This window comes from Phycisphaeraceae bacterium, assembly GCA_019454185.1.
Taxonomy (GTDB): domain Bacteria; phylum Planctomycetota; class Phycisphaerae; order Phycisphaerales; family UBA1924; genus JAHBWV01.
The window spans coordinates 2,892,778-2,910,126 of sequence record CP075368.1 but is presented as its reverse complement, the minus strand read 5'-3'; the positions used below and the strand labels follow the sequence as shown (position 1 = coordinate 2,910,126).

Annotated in this window: 13 protein-coding genes and 1 tRNA gene; 6 read left to right on the top strand and 8 right to left on the bottom strand. The window is 65.5% G+C overall.

The window, feature by feature from the left end; translation table 11 throughout:
* Window positions 1-15: 15 nt before the first annotated feature.
* Window positions 16-711, top strand: coding sequence for a tyrosine-protein phosphatase (locus tag KF838_12375; protein QYK47573.1), 696 nt, complete (start codon window positions 16-18; stop codon window positions 709-711).
* A gap of 1,520 nt (window positions 712-2,231) precedes the next feature.
* Here the strand turns inward: KF838_12375 and KF838_12370 are convergent.
* Together KF838_12370 and KF838_12365 are read right to left on the bottom strand one after the other, a co-directional pair.
* On the bottom strand, window positions 2,232-2,927 hold the full coding sequence (locus KF838_12370; GenBank protein QYK47572.1) for a class I SAM-dependent methyltransferase: 696 nt from the start codon (window positions 2,925-2,927) through the stop codon (window positions 2,232-2,234).
* Window positions 2,928-3,087: 160 nt separating this feature from the next.
* Window positions 3,088-3,576 (bottom strand): hypothetical protein, encoded by a 489-nt coding sequence (locus KF838_12365; protein ID QYK47571.1) that lies wholly within the window; start codon window positions 3,574-3,576, stop codon window positions 3,088-3,090.
* Window positions 3,577-3,892: 316 nt separating this feature from the next.
* Between KF838_12365 and KF838_12360 the strand changes: the two genes are divergently transcribed.
* Window positions 3,893-5,725 carry a lipase family protein gene (locus KF838_12360; protein QYK47570.1) on the top strand — a complete coding sequence of 611 codons (1,833 nt, stop codon included), beginning with the start codon at window positions 3,893-3,895 and terminating at the stop codon, window positions 5,723-5,725.
* Between the two features lie 57 nt (window positions 5,726-5,782).
* Here the strand turns inward: KF838_12360 and KF838_12355 are convergent, their stop codons facing one another.
* The 3 genes from KF838_12355 to KF838_12345 form a co-directional block, all read right to left on the bottom strand.
* On the bottom strand, window positions 5,783-6,859 hold the full coding sequence (locus tag KF838_12355) for a hypothetical protein (protein ID QYK49837.1): 1,077 nt from the start codon (window positions 6,857-6,859) through the stop codon (window positions 5,783-5,785).
* A 566-nt stretch (window positions 6,860-7,425) separates the two neighbouring features.
* On the bottom strand, window positions 7,426-7,845 hold the full coding sequence (locus KF838_12350) for a type II toxin-antitoxin system VapC family toxin (GenBank protein ID QYK47569.1): 420 nt from the start codon (window positions 7,843-7,845) through the stop codon (window positions 7,426-7,428).
* Window positions 7,842-8,105 (bottom strand): hypothetical protein, encoded by a 264-nt coding sequence (locus KF838_12345; protein QYK47568.1) that lies wholly within the window; start codon window positions 8,103-8,105, stop codon window positions 7,842-7,844. Before KF838_12345 ends, KF838_12350 begins: the two co-directional genes overlap by 4 nt.
* 68 nt (window positions 8,106-8,173) lie before the next feature.
* Here KF838_12345 and KF838_12340 point away from each other — a divergent pair, with 68 nt between their 5' ends.
* The 4 genes from KF838_12340 to miaA all read left to right on the top strand — a co-directional run bounded on the left by KF838_12340 (window position 8,174) and on the right by miaA (window position 13,166).
* Window positions 8,174-8,992: a sigma-70 family RNA polymerase sigma factor gene (locus KF838_12340; protein ID QYK47567.1), complete on the top strand. Its 819-nt coding sequence runs from the start codon at window positions 8,174-8,176 to the stop codon at window positions 8,990-8,992.
* Window positions 8,993-9,003: 11 nt separating this feature from the next.
* Window positions 9,004-10,209 (top strand): hypothetical protein, encoded by a 1,206-nt coding sequence (locus KF838_12335; GenBank protein ID QYK47566.1) that lies wholly within the window; start codon window positions 9,004-9,006, stop codon window positions 10,207-10,209.
* 122 nt (window positions 10,210-10,331) lie between these two features.
* On the top strand, window positions 10,332-12,158 hold the full coding sequence (locus KF838_12330) for a CRTAC1 family protein (GenBank protein ID QYK47565.1): 1,827 nt from the start codon (window positions 10,332-10,334) through the stop codon (window positions 12,156-12,158).
* A 42-nt stretch (window positions 12,159-12,200) separates the two neighbouring features.
* Window positions 12,201-13,166 carry a tRNA (adenosine(37)-N6)-dimethylallyltransferase MiaA gene (miaA, locus tag KF838_12325; GenBank protein ID QYK47564.1) on the top strand — a complete coding sequence of 322 codons (966 nt, stop codon included), beginning with the start codon at window positions 12,201-12,203 and terminating at the stop codon, window positions 13,164-13,166.
* Between the two features lie 142 nt (window positions 13,167-13,308).
* Here miaA and surE read toward each other — a convergent pair whose 3' ends face one another.
* The 3 genes from surE to KF838_12310 form a co-directional block, all read right to left on the bottom strand.
* Window positions 13,309-14,160, bottom strand: a complete 852-nt coding sequence (gene surE / locus KF838_12320) for a 5'/3'-nucleotidase SurE (GenBank protein QYK47563.1) — start codon at window positions 14,158-14,160, stop codon at window positions 13,309-13,311.
* 331 nt (window positions 14,161-14,491) lie between these two features.
* Window positions 14,492-14,564, bottom strand: a tRNA-Ala gene (locus tag KF838_12315).
* Between the two features lie 215 nt (window positions 14,565-14,779).
* Entirely contained in the window at window positions 14,780-17,101 is a 2,322-nt protein-coding gene (locus KF838_12310; protein QYK47562.1) for a choice-of-anchor B family protein, read from the bottom strand.
* Between the last annotated feature and the right edge of the window lie 248 nt (window positions 17,102-17,349).

Below are 17,349 nucleotides of genomic sequence, written 5' to 3'. Positions count from 1 at the left end.
ACATACCCTTACGCCATGGCGACCGATTCTCCGGACAGGAGCAAGCAGACAGACCGGACCAGACTGGCCCGGGCGGTCGCGCTGTGCGCGTGCATCGGTCTGGTGGTGCTCGGCGTGGTGGGCGCGTGGCCCCACATCTTCCCCAAGAACTTCGGCGTGGTCGTTCCTGACAAGATCTACCGCTCGGGGGAGCTCACTGTCTCGGCGCTCTCGCGCGTGGTGCGGACGCACAACATCCGCACGATCATCGACATGGGGGCGTATGAGGCGGGCACTCCTGAGGACCTGTTGCAGGCAAAGACCGCCGCGGCTCTCGGTGTCGATCGCTATGTGCTGCGGCTGGAGGGCGACGGGACCGGCGACCCGACGATGTACCTTGAGTCTCTGCGTCTGATGATCGACGACTCGAAGCTTCCGATGCTGATCCACTGCGGGGCGGGGTCGGAGCGAACGGGGTGTCTGGTGGTGCTCTACCGGCACCTGATCCAGGATGTCGAGATCGATCGGGCGTATGAAGAGGCGAGGCGTTACGGGCACAACCCGAGGCGAAACGCGATCCTCCGCCCGCTGATCGACTACATCGTCGAGCCGGTGCGGATCGCCTTCGAGCACGATCTGCCAATCGTCACGCTCCCGGATGAGAGCAAGGAGCGGGGCGAGACGACCTCCGGCGCACCTTCCGTCACCACTGTCTCCGGCCCAGAGTCCTGACACGCCAAGACACTACATCCCTGCTTGTCGGGCTGTTGCTGACCGTCGTGTTGGCATCGTTCGTGTATTTCTCGGGGCTGGGTCGGCACGGGCTCCGCTCGACGGAGGGGCATCGAGCGATTCCCGCGTGGACGATGGCCAAGAGCGCGGACCCGGACGACTGGCTTGTGCCGCGGCTGTTCGAGCGGCCGTATCTGCGGAAGCCCCCGGGGTTGCAGTGGGCGATCGCCTCGTGCTCTCTTGTGCTGGGTCAGACGGAGTTCGCGGCTCGTGCCGCGCTCGCCATCGCCTCGACGCTGTCGGCGGTGGTGTCGCTGGTGTTCGCGGGTCGGTGGTTCGGGTGGCGCTGGTGCATCCCCGTGGGTCCTGCGTATGTGCTTGCGCCGTTCACGTGGGCGACTGCGCGCACGGCGGAGATCGAGGCGTTGAACCATCTCGGGACGCAGCTGGCGGTGTTCGCGCTGATTGATCTTCTGCTTCGGGGGCGGCGCTCGGGGACGCGGACGCTGGTGTGTGTCGGCGCGATCGGGATTCTGATCGCGGGCATATCGAAGGGGCCCGCGTCTTTGCCGCTGCTTCCTGCGACCTTTCTTGCGTGTTGTCTCATCACGCGGTCTTGGGCGCCGCTGCGATCTGCGGGCGCGTGGGGCGCGACGGCCCTCGGCCTAGCCGGGATTGCGGGGGCGACCTGGCTGATTGCGCGGGCGGTTGCGGATCTCAATGTGCCCGCTGTGACGCAGGATGTCGGCGAGTTTCTGTGGTCATGGTCGCGGCTGTCCGAGGTCGCGGCGATGCCGCTGTTGGCGTTGCTCACGGCGATGCCGCTTCCGCTTGCGGCTCTCTTTCCGTTCGGGAAGGACGCGCACCTGGAGACGCTGCGGCACGACCCGCGTTCGACGGAGATCGGCGGGGCGCTCGCGTTGGCTTGTGTGTTTGCGCTGGTCGGGTATGCGGCGGTGGGCGTGCACAACCCGCGTTATGCGTTGCCCGCGACGTGCGTGCTCGCGCCGCTTGTGGCGTATGTGTGGCGTGGGATGGGGGTGTGTGTGCCGTGCCGCATGTCGCGGCTGCGTCGGTGCTGGGCGATGCTGTTCATGGTGGGGCACCCGGTGGTTCTGGGGTCGGGTCTGCTGATCGGGTTCGTGGTGTTCACGCGGACGGCGGAGCATGCGAAGGGGATGACGAGCGGGCGCGAGGCGGGGATCGCGATTGCGCCGCACCTTCCTGACGGGGCGACGCTGATCGTGAGGGATCTTGCGGAGGCGCGTCCGGAGACGATCTGGTATGCGCTGCGCGAGGCGGAGCGGTTGGGCGTCTCTGTCGAGGCGCGGTGGCTGCCGGAGCGGATCGCGGACCATCCGCCGGGGACGATGCTGCTTCTGAGGACCGATCGGCTGAGCCGCGAGGCGCAGGGCGTGATGGCACGGGGCTGGCCTCGGCTTGAGCCGGTGGCTTCGGTGCGGGTGCACGTGTACGAGGCGACGCTGTATCGCGTGGTTGCGAGGGAGTTTGCCGGGGGTTCAGACGGCGGAGCGACGGAAGAGCATGCGGAGGCGGGACTCGCCCTGTCGCTCGGGATCGGGAGCGAGCAGGGTCTCGCAAGCGGGGGAGAAGCCCTGGGTTCCGAAGAGGTCGGTGAGTTCGTGCTCGGTGAGCGGGTAGGGAGGGGGGCTCGCCGGATCGGGGATGGACTCTTCATCGCGGGCGAACGCGACGGCGAGGACCGCGCCGTGAGGCCTCGCGAGTGAGCAGATGCCGCCGGCGACCTGCATGCGCATGGAGAAGGGGACGGCCTGGATCGTGTAGGCCTCGACGACGAGATCGAATCGGCGCGCGAGCCGTGTGGGGAGTGTGCGGAGGTCGGCGGTCTCGAAGCGTCCGGCGTGATCGGGGAATCGGTGTCTGGCCCACTCGACGGCGGTGGGCGAGAGATCGAGGCCGAGGACGTCGTAGCCCCGATCCGCGAAGAGCGCGACATCATCGCCGAGCCCGGACCCGACGATCACGACGCGCGCGCCGGGACGGAGCGCAGCGCAGGCGTCTCGATTGAGCCACTCTTCCACGAAGGGGTTGGGGCGCATCTCGGCCCAGGGGACGCGGGCGGCGTCTCCCGATGCGTCGCGATAGATGGCCTCGAAGTCGAGCCCAGCCGGTCCGGAACTCAGGATCGACGCGCCCGTCAGCAACGAGGATTCGTTGAGCGTGGTCTGCGCCATGATGCTGCCCCTGTGTAGGCCTCGGCGAACCTCAGACACCCCTCCGGCTACGGGCGTTGGAGCGCCCGCATACATCCCCATTGTACGGGGTTGGAGGTCCTGGCCCAAGCCGAATCGTGCATGGAGCACGGAAGTTCTGAGAGGTGGCGGGCGAGGCGGGTCAGGGGGCGGTATTGGGAGTTGGTTCACGCCAGGGGATGCGGACGGACTGCTCGTGCTTGCCGCCCTGCCACTCGATGGCGGAGATCTGGAACTTGCGAGGGCCGTGCTCGTAGCCGATCGCGCCGGGGCTGGTCCAGGGGGTGGTGACGCCGAGGGCGGGGTGGTCGATGACGAAGCGTGCGTAGGAGCCGTCTTCGGTCTGGACGGTGATCTGGAGTGCCTGGCGGATGGGGGCGTCGATGAGGATCGAGCCGTCCTCGCCGGTGAGGGTGCGGGTGCGATCGAAGCGGCTGATGCTGGTGCCCTGCGTGGATCGGACGTTGACATCCGCGCCGGGTACCGCGGCCTGGGAAGCGGCATCGCGGACCATGACCATCATGGTGCGGTTGCCGGAGCACGCCCCGAGGACGAGGGCGGCGGCGACGATCACACCGGAACGCACCCAACGCTGGACGGTCGAGCCGAGTCCTGTCTTACATGCGAGCATGACGCCTCCTTCGGGAGCCGGCGGTGATGCGTGCCGGTCTTCACATTCTTAGCCGGTGGTGCCGCCGCTCGTCGGCGCTTCCCCGAGAGGTTCGGGATTCAACTGTATTCGCATCGGTTCGGGTGACGTGGAGGGGAGCGGGTGTATCTCCGGGACGCGCAAGAATTGACATGGCGCGGGGAATCGTGGATTGACATGAAGTGCGAGGGTGCCCCTCCGTTATACTGGCTCGCATCGCTGATCGCTGCTGATCCGCTGACATGCTGATGGCGTCTTTCCGGACGGATCGTGCGCGTCGTGACAGGAGGATTCACCCATGAAGATTGAGATGCTGGATGTCCTCATCGGCCTGGTGTTTGTGTATTTCGCGCTGAGCATCGTCTGTTCGGCGGTGCTTGAGGCGATCTCGGGCTGGTTCAACGTGCGAGGGAAGACGCTCTCTCGGGGCATCCACACGATGCTCGATGAAGAGGAGAAGCCGGGGGGCCTCGCTGACGAGGTCTTTGATGATCCGGTGATTCGGGGGCTTTCGGAGGGAGAGCGATACCCGTCTTACATCAAGCCGGAGGTCTTTGCCGGCGCACTGCTCCGCGCTGTTGAGGCGAAGGGAGCGCTGAGGCCGGGGCTCGCTGAGAGTGTCGCGTCCGGGCTGGAGGGTTCCGGACTTGGCGATGCGGGGAAGGTGCTGGCGCAGATCTACCGGAAGACCGGTGGAGATTCAGCGCGGGTGAGGGATGAGGTTGCGGCGTGGTATGCGATGTCGATGGAGCGCGTCAGCGGGTGGTACAAGCGGTGGACCATGAGCATGCTGCTTGCGGTCGGCGTGGTCGTCGCACTGGGGACGAACGCGGACACGATCCGGATCATCCAACTGCTCTCAACTGACAGCAAGGTGCGCGAGTCGCTTGTTGCGCTGGCGAGTGAGGCGAAACCGTACGATCCAGAGGTAGAGCCGAACTACAGCGCATGGGCTGTCGAGAACCGGGATGAGGCAAAGAAGGAACTCCTGAAGATCGGACCGGTGATCGGCTGGACAGATGGTCAGTGGAGCGACGCGTGGGGCTCGTGGAGCGCCGGGATTCAGAAAGCGCTCGGGTTGTGCATCACCGCGTTTGCGATCACGTTCGGCGCGCCGTTCTGGTTCGATGTCTTGAAGAAACTGGCGAACCTGCGGAGTTCGCTCTCGCCGGACGACAAGCGATCCGGCGGCAAGGGGGATGACGAGAAAGATGACGGCGGCGGGGATGGTGGATCACCGTCGCCAAGTGGCGGTGCACCTTCGGGAGGATCCGACCCGCGGGGGCCGGGCCTGCCCGCGTATGTGCGCGGCATGGTCGGTTTCACGCCTCGGGCTACGAAGCCGACGCCGTGGAATACGTACTGGCTCGCGCGCTGGAGCGACCTGTCGTATCGGGACGAGGCGGCGGCTGGTGCGGAGGCGATATCGCTGGGGATGAAGAGTCGCTTTCTTTCCAGCACGAAAGAGAGCAAGAAGGATGCGCAGGGATATGTCTTCTCTGACCATGAGACGGTCATCATCGCGTTCCGGGGGACGGAGCCGACCAAGCCCGCCGACTGGCTTGCAGATCTGAAGTACGAGCCCAAGAAGTGGCACGGGGTGGAGGGCCTTGTGCATCATGGGATCGCGGCGTATGTCGATTCGATATGGGAGCAGATGACGGAGCGCATCAAGGAGGTTCGCACGTCGGGACAGGCCTTGTGGCTGACGGGGCACAGTCTCGGCGGGGCGATGGCGGTGCTGGCGGCGGCGCGGCTTGCCGTGGAGCATCCCGAGATCTCGGTTCACGGGGTTGTGACGTTCGGGCAGCCGCGTGTCGGCGATGCGGGCTTTGCTGGCGCGTACAGCGGCGTGCTTGGAGAGCGCACGGTTCGGTGTGTGAACAACCGCGACATTGTGGTGAGGGTTCCGAAGCGGATCATGAAGTTCCGCGATGTCGGCTCGGTGTGGTACTTTGACGAGGGGGGGCGCTACTGCGGGGATCCGGGGTTCTTTTTCCGGTTTCTGGATACTGTCGTGGTGACTCCGGACGAGTTCAAGGGTGCCGCGAGAGAGGGGATCGCCGACCACGCGATGGCGACGTATGTTGCGCTGTGCAAGGCGCACGCGGAGGGTCAGGGATCGGCGTGATGTGGGGGGTGCGCTTGGATCATTCTCGACGCGATGATGCGGCCGCGTCGTCTTTCATTACACCCTCGGGCCGCTGGTGCCGAGTTTGGCGATGGCGTCGGCGTATTGCTCGCGGAGGGGTTCGACGACTTCCTTGATGAAGCGTTCGGTCTGCTCGACGGAGCGGCCGACGTACTTCATGGGGTCCATGACGCCCTCCCAGTCGAGCTCGGCGGCGAGAGGCCCGCCGCGGGAAGTGGACCAGAAGTTCTTGTCCGCTTGCAGGCGATCGAGGAGGTCGTTGTCGAGTCCCTCCTGCTTGACGCGCATGCCCGCGGCCTGCGCGTGCTGCCGAATCAGTTCGTGGTAGTGCTGGCGATCGCCACCGAGCTTCACGCACGCCATCAGGATGTTCTCGGTCGCCATGAAGGGCAACTCGGCCATCAGGTTCTTCCTGACCATCGCCTCGTGGACGATGAGGCCGGAGGCCACGTTGTGCATCAGGTCGAGCGCGCCATCGAGGGCGAGGAAGGCCTCGGGGAGTGAGAGGCGGCGATTGGAAGAGTCGTCGAGCGTGCGCTCCAGCCACTGCGTCGCGGCCGTGTCGTACGCGTTTCCGACCAGATTCATGACAAATCGAGTCAAGCCGCAGATCCGCTCACACCGCATCGGGTTCCGCTTGTACGGCATCGCCGATGAGCCGATCTGCTTCTCCTCAAATGGCTCGTCGATCTCCTTGCGGTTGCAGAGAAGACGGATGTCGGTGGCGATCTTGTGAAGGACCGACGCACTGGAAGCGAGCTGCGCCACAATTGCCGTATCGACCACACGCGGATACGTCTGCCCGGTGAGATCGTGGGAAAGTGCGACCGCAAGTCGAATCGCGTCACGGCGTAGTCCGTCCGTGCCGCTTCGCACGCCAAAGCGCTCAATGAACTCGCGAGGCGAGTCTCCGGCAATCTCCAAGAGTCTTGTTCGCGATTGCTCCAAGTGCTGATCATCAAACGGATGTGGCTCGCGGCCAGTCTCGATCGCGTGCAACTTGTTGATCACTCGAGCTTCGAACTCATCGACGCGTGCATGCGACCCATTGAAAAGGCTCAGAAACGATGCTTGTGTTCCTGTTGCGCCCTTCACCCCTCGAAGGCTTGGCACAGTATCCGCATAGAGCTTCTCTGCGACTCGGAACTCGTACGCCCAGCCAGCGAGCCGTCGCCCAACAGTCACTGGTTGCGCCGGCTGATAATGCGTAAACCCTAGCGTAGGAACGCGAGCATGTGCTTGAGCTTTTCCGCCAAGCGAGATGATGAGTCGCGTTTGCTTCAACGAGATCATCCCGATTGCTTGCCAGATGATCAGCAAATCCGCATTGCACACCACATCCTGGCTCGTCATGCCGAGGTGGATGATGCCCTTCGCCTTCGGACATGAGTCCCCGAGCGCATGCACGTGCGCCATCACATCGTGGCGCAGCTCGCGCTCGTACTTCTCTGCCGCCTGAATCTCGGCGTCGGTGATGCCGCCGGGGCGATTGACGACGGCGCGGAGTTCCTCGACCTGCTCCTTCGTGACCGGCAGGCCCATCTCGTGCTGGGCCTCGGCGACGGCGAGCCAGATGCGGCGCCAGGTGTTGAACTTGTGGCGGGCGGACCACAGCTTCAGCATCTCCGGGCTGGCGTTCCGCGAGGCGAGGGGGGAGGTGTATGTGTCGTAGGGGGAGGTCATGGAATCAAAATCTCCAGCCCGGCCTGGACAAAGTGATGATCGTGTGTCGCGACCTTCCGGACTCGGTGCGAACGGCAGAGGACAATCGATGTGCAGTCGATGAGCGACCACGACTTGTCCTTTCGCAAACGATACAAGTCGAACGCGGTGTCCCACGTCTTACGCGTCGCTGGGATGATGGACGTGAGCCGCGATGCATGGAGGTCGCCGATCGCGAGTATCGCAGCGGCGCGCATCGGCGGCTTCGCGGCAGCCGAGAGAAACTCGGCAAGCACCCAGTCGCTCACGATCACTCGGCAGCGGTTCTCTGCGAGTAGCCGGAGCAGGTCCGTCGCAGCCTCGTGGTGTCGATCATCGGCGTTGATCGCCGCGAGGAGCACGTGCGTGTCGAGAAAGACCCTCGACGGCCCGCTCATCGCGTGCCCCGGGGCTTGCGTTTGGGCCGCTTCGCTGCCTGCCCGTGCGCGCGGTCGTCGTGATCATCGGCCAAGGACGGGTCGCCGGTTCTCACTGCGCGCGACGCGATCTTGCCCAGAGCATCGGCGGGTACGCTCTTCGCGCGTCGAGACCCCTTGGTGGCGCGTTGAACGGCGATTTCCACGCGCGTGCCGTTCGGCAGCGATTCGCCATCGTCGAGCACCAGCCGCCCGTTCTGGATTGTGCCGCGAAGTAGCATGGGGAATCATACGGCCATTGCTCCCTTCATCTGTGCACAGACCCACACCCTCTCCGTACCATCCCCCGGTGCCAGCCCCTCGTGAACCAAGCCCGGGCGCGATGCGTGAACTCCCGAACGGGGGTGTGCCGGGGGCGGCGCGTGCGCATGGGGGCGAGGCATCGCGTGCGGATGCGGGGGGTGGTTCATCTTCTGCGGCGGGCGCACCCTCGGTCGCTGATGCGCGCGATCGCGCGCTCGTGGAGCGCGTGAAACGGGGTGAGCCGGGGGCGTGGAACGATCTGCTCCGCGTCTATCAGGACCGGATCTATGCGGTGTGCCTGCGGATGTGCTCGAACCGGGAGCTCGCGGCGGATCTGGCGCAGGAGACCATGGTCAAGCTGGTGCAGCACATTGAGAAGTATGACGGGCGCTGCCAGTTCTTCACGTGGGTGTATCGGATCACGGTCAATAGCTGCCTGTCGCGGATGAGGTCCGAGAAACTGCGGCGGATGCAATCGCTCGACAGCATGGGGCGAGGGTCGGGACGGGGGGGACAGGATGGGCAATCACCCATACAGGTTTCTGACAGACCGGGCTCGGGTGTGCGGGCGGTGGGAACCGGGCACCCTACCGGCAGATCGGGTGCGGCGGAGAGGGAACTGGATTCGTCGGCGGGGGTTGAACATGAAGAGATGCGGGGCGCGTTGCTCCGCGCGATGCAATCGCTTGCTGAGGAGCACCTGACGGTGCTGGTCTTGCGTGATGCGCAGGGTCTTGACTACCAGCAGATCGCCGATGCGCTGGAGATTTCGGTGGGGACGGTGAAGAGTCGGATCTTTCGGGCTCGTGCGGCGTTGCGTGACGCGCTTGAGCCGCCTTCTGAGTCGGACGGTTCCAGGTCTTGAGGGTTTGAAGCGTGCCTGAGCGTGTTGATCCAACTGGTGGTCCGGCGAATCCGAGCGGGGACGCGGCGCGCGTTGGCGCGGAGGGTGTGCGGGGCGCGGACCAGGTGGATGAGTTGGATCTTCTGGGGTGGGTTGAGGGGGATCTGCCCCGTGGGCGGCAGGGTGCGGTGGAGGCGTTGCTGGCGCGGGAGCCGCGGCTGAGGGAGTTGCTGGAGGCGATGTCGGCGGACCGCGAGGTGGTGCGTTCGCTCGGGCCGGTTTCGGCTCCGCCGGATCTGCTCTCGCGTGTCGAGCAGCAGCTGGAGCGTGATCTTCTGGTGGGGTTGTCGGGGCCTTCGAGCGATTCGTTGAGCATCCCGGTGTCGCGCGTGGTGGTGAAGGGTGATGGGATTCTGGCGCGTTTGTCGCGCGGTCCGGCGCTTCGGTACGGGGCGATGGCGGCGATGCTTGTGATCGCGGGGACGGTCGGGATTCTGCTGCGTCCGTCGTTGGTGTCGCGCGAGGTGTACACGTCGGGGGCGCAGGCGCCGATGCTGCATGTGCCGAATGAACTGGCGAGCGTGCTCGGGGCGGATGGGAGCGAGTCGTCGGATGCGGTGGCGGCGGGGCGGATGGCGTCGGAGCAGCCCCCATCGCTGACCGATCTTGCGATTGCGCGTGCGGATCTTGCGGAGTCGCTGGCGCCGGCGGATGAGCTTGTCACGCCGGAGCGTGCGGTTGAGTTGCTGCGTGAGGGTCGGCTGGCGATCCGGGTGCGGACGCTCGATCGGGAGCGGACGTTCGAGCGGCTGGCCTCGATTCATGCGGAGCCGCGTGCGACGTGGGCGTTGCTCGACCGTGCGGGCGAGGGGGTGGTGGCGGCGTTTGTGCCGCGTGCGGGGCCTGAGGGATCGAGGATCGATCCGCGTGTTCTTGCGAGCGAGGGTGTGAGGGCATCGGGGTCGCGCCCTGCGATCGTGATTCCTGCGGCCCCGGCTCAGGACGCGCCGGCGGTGTACATCGCGGAGGTGGACGAGACGGCCCGCGCGTTGGCGACGCTTCGGGGCGTGCTGGGAACGGGCTCGAACCAGGTGGCGGAGTTTGTGGCGCTCGAGGAGCGGGTGGCGACTCCGGCGCCGGCATCGATCGAGTCGCTGTTGTGGTGGACGCGTCCGCCGAGCGGCTGGGTGGAGCGTCGGACGCTGCCGGTTGTTGTTGAGGGTGTGCGTGGGCGCTGAGGAAGATGCCCTGCTGCGTGTGTCGCGACGCTCGCCGATCGTGCGAATCTTCATGTGAATGTAAGTTTTGCTGCGTGACCGCATGACTCGGGCTGAATCTCAGCACGCAAGGAGATTCAACGATGAGCAGCACAAGGGCGTCTTGTCCGAAGGTTATCGCATGCACGATGAGATACTCGGGAGCGATCGGGGCGCGACGATTCGAGCGGGGCGCGCGATTGCCGGCGATGCTCCTCGCGTGTGCCGGGGCGGCGCACGCGCACGCGCAGACTGTGATTGACGGCGTGGCGTTCATCGATCGCACGTTCGCGGGGGACATCGCGGCGCCGGTGCCGTCCGGGGCGGTGAGCGTGATCGACTTTGATAACGACGGGTGGCCCGATCTGATCGTCGGGGGTCGCGGCGGCGAGCCGAACAGGTTGCTGCGGAATGTTCCCGATCCGCAGGATCCGAGTGTCCGGACGCTGATCGACGTGACGATCGGCTCGGGGCTTGACGATGATCGGGGTGTGCGTGGAACCGCGACCGGGATCGTGGTCGCGGATTACAACAACGACGGGTATCAGGACGTGTTTGTGACGGGGCGCGAGATCGTGACGAACATCTCTTCGCTGCTGTACCGGAACAACGGGAACGGCACGTTCACGAACGTGTCCGTCGAGGCGGGGGTTCTGACGAGCGGCGAGAACACGTGGGCGGCGGGGTGGTCGGACTTTGATCTGGACGGCGACCTGGATCTGCTGATCGGTTCCAACGGCGGGCCTCGGGCTTTGCGTCTACTGCGGAACAGAGGCGACGGAACGTTCGAGGACGCAACGTCGATGCTGCCCCCTGTGAGCGGCGTGAACACGATCTACTCGCTCGTGTGGACGGACATTGACGACGATGGGGACCCGGATTGTCTGGTGCTGTCCGCGGGCTTCGGCGCGTTGCTGATCGAGAACGTGCTGAACGCGGACGGCTCGAGATCGCTGATCAACGCTTCTGCGGCACGCGGGTTCACGAAACTCGGCCCCGCGCCGATGGGCATCAACATCGGCGACATCGACAACGACGGAGACCGGGACATCGCGATCACGACCGGGGCTGTGGGCACGTACTACCGGAACGACGGGGGCGTGCTCACGCTGATCACCCCGTTTGAGACTTTCTGGGGTTGGGGGACGACGTATCTCGATGTCGATAATGACGGCGACCTGGACCACTACCAGTGCGGGTCTCTCGGGCAGGGTCCGAATCACGACGCGCTGATCCGCAACGACGGGGTGGGTCCGGACGGCTCGGTGGTGTGGACCGACATCTCGGAGGCGATGAACAGCACGTTCGCGACGAGCCAGCACGCTTCGCGCGTGGATCTGAACAATGACGGACGGATCGAGATCGTGAGCCAGAACCCGTCACACTACCTGGCGATCTACGAGAACATCTCGATGCCGGTCGAGGGGGCGGGGGGCGCGTCGATCACGATCAAGGCGCGGGGTGACGGCGTCTCCACCAATCGAGACGCCATCGGCGCGGTGGTGCGGGCGACGGCGACGATCCGTGGGGTGAGCGTGACGCAGACGCGTGAGATCACGAGCGGGAGCAGCACGACCTCAACGGAGGACATGCGTGCGCACTTCGGGCTGGGCGACGCGACGAGCGTTGATGCGATCACGATCACGTGGCCCCGTTTCGGGCATGTGCATGCTCGGACCGACACCTACACGGGTCCGTTTGCGCCCGAGCAGATTCTGGAGTTCGTGCCGCGCTGCGCGGCGGATGTCAACAAGGACGACTCGGTGGACATTCTGGACTTTCTGGATTATCTCGACGCGTTCGGCGGGTGCGTGGGTTCGCCAGGCCCGTGCGGTGGATCGGGTGGTGTTGAGGCCGACTTCGACGGGATCGGCACGGTGGATATCGTGGACCTGCTGAAGTTCCTTGACGGCTTCAGCACCGGGTGCTGAGGGGCGGATCGCTCTCCGTGGTCGTGCTGTACGATCTCGGCCATGAGCGGCGGTTCAGATGAGTGCGCGTTGCTCCCCGTCGTCGTCGGCCCGACGGCGGGGGGCAAGTCCGCGCTGGCGGTCGAGTTGGCGGCGCGTCTGGCGCGGGCGGGGAGACCGGCGGAGATTCTGTCGGCGGATGCGTACCAGGTGTATCGCGGGATGGACATCGGCACGGCGAAGCCGAGCGAGGCGGAGCGGGGGGGCGTTGTCCATCATCTGATCGATATCGTGGAGCCGACGGAGCGGTTCACGCTGCACGACTGGCTCGGGCGGGCGGAGGAGGCGATCGGGGCGTGCGCGGCGCGGGGGGTTGTGCCGATCGTCGTGGGCGGGACGCACCTGTATGTGAAGGCGCTGCTGGAGGGGCTCTTCGAGGGGCCGGGGGCGGACGAGGGCGTGCGGGAGTCCCTGCGCGCGATGGGTGCTGGGGCGCTGCGGGCGGAACTGGAGCGTGTTGACCCTGTTGCGGCGGCGCGGATCCATCCGAACGACGAGCGAAGGACGATCCGCGCGCTCGAGGTGTATCGCCTGACGGGGAGGCCGATCAGCGAGCACCAGCGCCAGTGGGACGAGGGCGCTCAGGTGCGTGCGGGGGCGCGGCTGATCGGGCTTGAGTGGCCGACGGAGTCGATCAATCGACGGATCAACGCGCGGGTGCGCGAGATGATGGAGCGCGGGCTGCTTGACGAGGTGCGCGGGTTGCACGAGCGTGAGGGGGGATCACGCCTGGGGCCGACGGCGCGGGAGGCGCTCGGGTACAAGCAGATCGTGGAGCATCTGGAGGGGCGCGGGACGCTGGAGGAGGCGGTGGAGCGGATCAAGATCGAGACGAGGCGGTTTGCCAAGAACCAGCGGACGTGGCTGAGGCGTCTGCGGACGACGCCGGGGTCGGTGTGGATCGACGCGGCGGGGGGTGCGGAGACAGGATCGTGGGCGGATCGCGTGATGGACGCGATTGCGGATTGAGGCGCGGGTGTGGGGGTGCGATGAGGGTCTATCTGACAGATCGGCCCAGGGATTGCTTTGAGCTTCGGTGTGGTGAGTTTCGACCGGGATTCCAACACCGCTCTGGAGAGCGGTGCCACCAAAGGCATCCGTCAGACAGAACCTAGAGCCCGAGCCGGGCGCGCCAGCGGGTCATGGTTTCGTGGCGGGTGAGGTCGTAGCGGAGGGGCGTGACGGTGATGCAGCCGCCCATGAGTTCGGCGACGTCGGTGCCGGCGTCGGTGGCGTGGAAGTCGAGCCCGTGGCCTGCGGCCCAGTAGTAGACGTTGCCGGCGGGTGAGACACGTCGCTCGTAGGCATCGACGAGTCCGTGGGTGTTCATGGGGCAGACGCGGATGGGCGGGCAGGGGCCGTCGCGTTCGGGCGTGGGGATGTTGATGCTGATGATCTCGTGCGGATCGGGGAGGCCGCCCGCGAGGAGTCTTTCGATGGTTTCGCGTCCCCAGCGTGCGGCGACATCGAAGAGGAGGGGGCCGGGACGGATGAGCATGGAGACGGCGATGGAGGGGACGCCGAGGAACGCGCCCTCGATGGCGGCGGCGACGGTGCCGGAGTAGATGACGTTGATGCCGCAGTTTGCGCCGGCGTTCATGCCGCTGATGAGGAGGTCCGGGCGTGCGTCTTTGCCGTGTCGTTCGGGCCAGAGTGAGGAGATGGCGAGTTTGACGCAGTCGGCGGGGCGGCCGTCGACGGCGATGCCTCCCATGCGGTCGTTGACCTTGACGTCCTGGACCATGAGGGGCTCGTCGAAGGTGACGCCGTGTCCGGTGGCGGATTGGACGGTGAGGGGCGCGATGGGTGTGACGAGGGAGAACTCGTGATGGGGTGATGTGCGGCGCTCGCGGGGGAGGAGGAGCGGCCCGCCGTGCTCGTTGCGGGTGTCGATGAGGGCGTCGTGGAGGGCCACGATGCCGGGGGCGCGGATGCCGTCGTCGTTGGTGAGAAGGATGCGCATGGGGCAGGAGGATAGAGAGGAGGGGGAGAGAGAGAGAAATAGCAGATGGCAAAGAGCCAAATGGCAAACAGAGTCCTATACGGCAATGGTCTTGTGGCGCGGTTTGCCATTTGGCAATGCGCCAGTTGCGATGTGGCTCGGCGGGGGAGGCGTGGTTGTGGATCGTCCGTGGTGTGGTTGAAAATCAGCCGTTTGGTGGTTGATTTTCAACCGCATGCTGACCATCGGTCATGAAATCGGCGTGTGATTGGATCAACCACCGTACTGGGTGGGGATCCGGTTTCAAAGCGACAACGCCCGGACCTTGCGGCCCGGGCGTTTGTGTGTCGAGTGGAGGCGAAGAGACTCGAACTCTCGACCTCTTCCATGCCATGGAAGCGCTCTACCAACTGAGCTACGCCCCCGACAACGGGATCTATCCCGAGTTGTGACCAGGATCGGCAGGAGCCGGTCCGGGCGTGAGGGGAATGGTACGGACCGGAGGGGGCCGGTCAAGGATGGGGGTTGCGATCGGTGCGGGGCGGGTTCTCGGGCGTGGGGACTCAGAACGCGAACGCGGATGCACGCTCGTGCATCCGCGTCGTGGGTTGGGTGGGTGAGTGGGAGGAGAGGGTGTGGGTCAGTTGCAGCCCTGGCCGAAGAAGTCGAGGAAGTCGAGGAAGTCGAGGACATCGACGGCCTCGTCGGCGTTGACGTCGGGGTTGCCGAACTCGCCGCAGGGGAGGGGGGAGTCGAAGCAGAGTCCGAAGTCGCTGAAGAAGTCGAGGAGGTCGAGGACATCGGCGGAGCCGCTGGTGTTGTAGTCGGCGGGGCAGTAGGTGCATCCGACATCGATGACGCGGAAGTCGTCGATGGCTGCCTCGACGGTTGTGAAGGCGAGGGGGTAGTCGGCGGCGACGAAGCGGACGCGCATCTGCGAGGTGAACCCGATGCGTCCTGCGAGGCGGTGCTCGGCGTAGAACCAGCCGCCGTCGTCCTGGCCTGAGGCGTTGTTGATGACTTCGAGATTTGTCCAGGTCCAGCCGCCGTCGTTGGAGATGTCGATGGTGAGGGATTCGTTGGCGGCTTCGCTGCCGATTCCGTTGACGAACCAGCGCCAGTAGGAGACTCGGGGATCGACGGCTCCGGCGAGGTTGAAGACGGGGGACATGAGTGTGGTTTTGCCTCCTCCGACGGAGTACTGCTGCGGGTTCTCACCGGCGCGTCCGTCGGTGACCCAGCAGATCTGGCCGGTGTATCCGGAGCCGGGCTGGGCGACGGTGGGGTTCGGGACCATCTTGATCCAGCGTCCGGAGGTCGCGGTGTCGGGGCTGGAGGGATCACCGAAGTTCCAGCCGTTGAAGCCGTGGGTTGAGAAGAGATCTTCGTAGACCACGGTCGCGGTGGCGGCGACGAGCACGCGGAGTTTCCCGTTCTCGGGGCGCTTGGGATGGGTGAACGTGCGATCTGTCTGGCTCTGTGCGGAGAAGTAGTAGTCGATGTGTGAGGGGCATGGCGCGGGGGGGAGCGAGGCGGTGAAGGTGCCATCGCCGTTGTCGATCGCGGGGACGATGATCTCCGGCCCGTCGTTGATGGAGGCGTGGAGCGTGACGGTGGAGGGGACGACGTCGGTGCCGTCGCCGGTGATGAGGACGGTGACGGTGTTCGATGTGTTGTCCGGGCCGACGACTTCGGGCGCGGCGAGGGGCTCGATCACGAGCTTGCGGGGATCGAACTCGACGACGATGAGGCCGCCCTCGATGTCGCTGATCAGAATGGCGTCGTCGCCGAAGAAGGGGTATGTGCTCCATGCGCCGTTGAACTTGGCTCGGTTGTCTTCGGGGTGTGTGTCGAAGGAACCGACGAGTGTCGGGGAGGTCTGGCTGGAGGAGAGATCGAAGACCTGCAGCCCCGCGCGATAGTTGGCCTGGTAGAGCTTGCCGTTGTGGACGTACTGGTTGTGGTCGATGGCCGTTGTGCCGCCGGAGAAAGAACCGACGTAGATCGGGTTTGAGAGGTTCTCGACGTTGAAGACGTGTGTGGTCGTGGTCCAGACCTTGACGCCCTCGTCGAGCTCATCGTCCATGTAAAGGTACTTGCGATCTTCGCTGAGCCAGCCCTGGTGGCAGTAGGAGCGGAAGGGGTAGTCGGTGTTCCCTCCGATGCGGACCATGCTGGACTTGTTGGTGACATCGACGATGTCGAGCCCGTAGCCGGCGGAGAAGCAGAAGGCGATCTCCTTTCCGGCGTATGGCCCGGAGGTGTACGAGACGATGAGCGCTTCGTGGACGTAGCGGGTGGTCCATGCGCCGACGATCGCGGGGCGGGCGGGGTCCGCGGTTGAAACCGCGACGAGTCCGCCGTTGCCGACGTTGGCGCCTGCGAGATAGAGAAATCCGCTGGCGGGGTTGGACATGATGGTGTGGGTCGTCGAGTGCCCCATGGTGGAGTGGTTGCGTGCGAGCGTGACGACGCCGTTGTCGATGTTTGCGAGGTTCATCACCTGGATGCCCGAGCCGCCCTCGGAGACGCCATAGGCGTAGTGGCCGAGGACCTTGACATCGTGCCAGAGCGAAGAGGGTCCGCCGATGAACCCGACGTACTGGGCGTTCCTGGGGTCGGTCACTTCAACGAACCCGAAGCCCTTCTGAAGCCCGATGATGGCGTATCTGCGGCCGGAGGGCGAGGTGTATCCCCAGCAACTGTTGCCGGAGTTGCTGCCGCCGGGGAAGGCCGAGACCGGGAACCAGGCCTGCAAGTACATGTTGTCGCCGAGGAAGCGAGGCGGCGTCGAGCGGGATGGGTCGCCCGCGGTCCAGACCTGTCCTTCTCTGGGTGGGCGTCTGTCGGCGAGTTTGCGCCAGTCTTCATCGGCGAATGACGGGAGCGTGAGCGCGGCGACGGCGGCGCCCGCGAGCAGATATCGGGCGAGAGTCAGACGGGAGGGGTCGATCGAGGTCATTCGTGGCTCCAACTGGTGATGTGCGGCTCGGCGTTGTGTTGCTGGGCACCATGGTGGCTCGCGTCGCTCCCATGCGCATCGCGAGTGCGAACGGACGTGTGCGGCGTTGCGATCGTGCGTGCCGCGGACTGAGACCGAGAGCCGGGGTGTCTGCGCCGACAACCCACCAACCCGGTCGGGATGGCCCACACGATCGGCCCAGTGTAATGAGTTTCCCCGGTGGATGGAACTCAATCTTGGACCCTCGG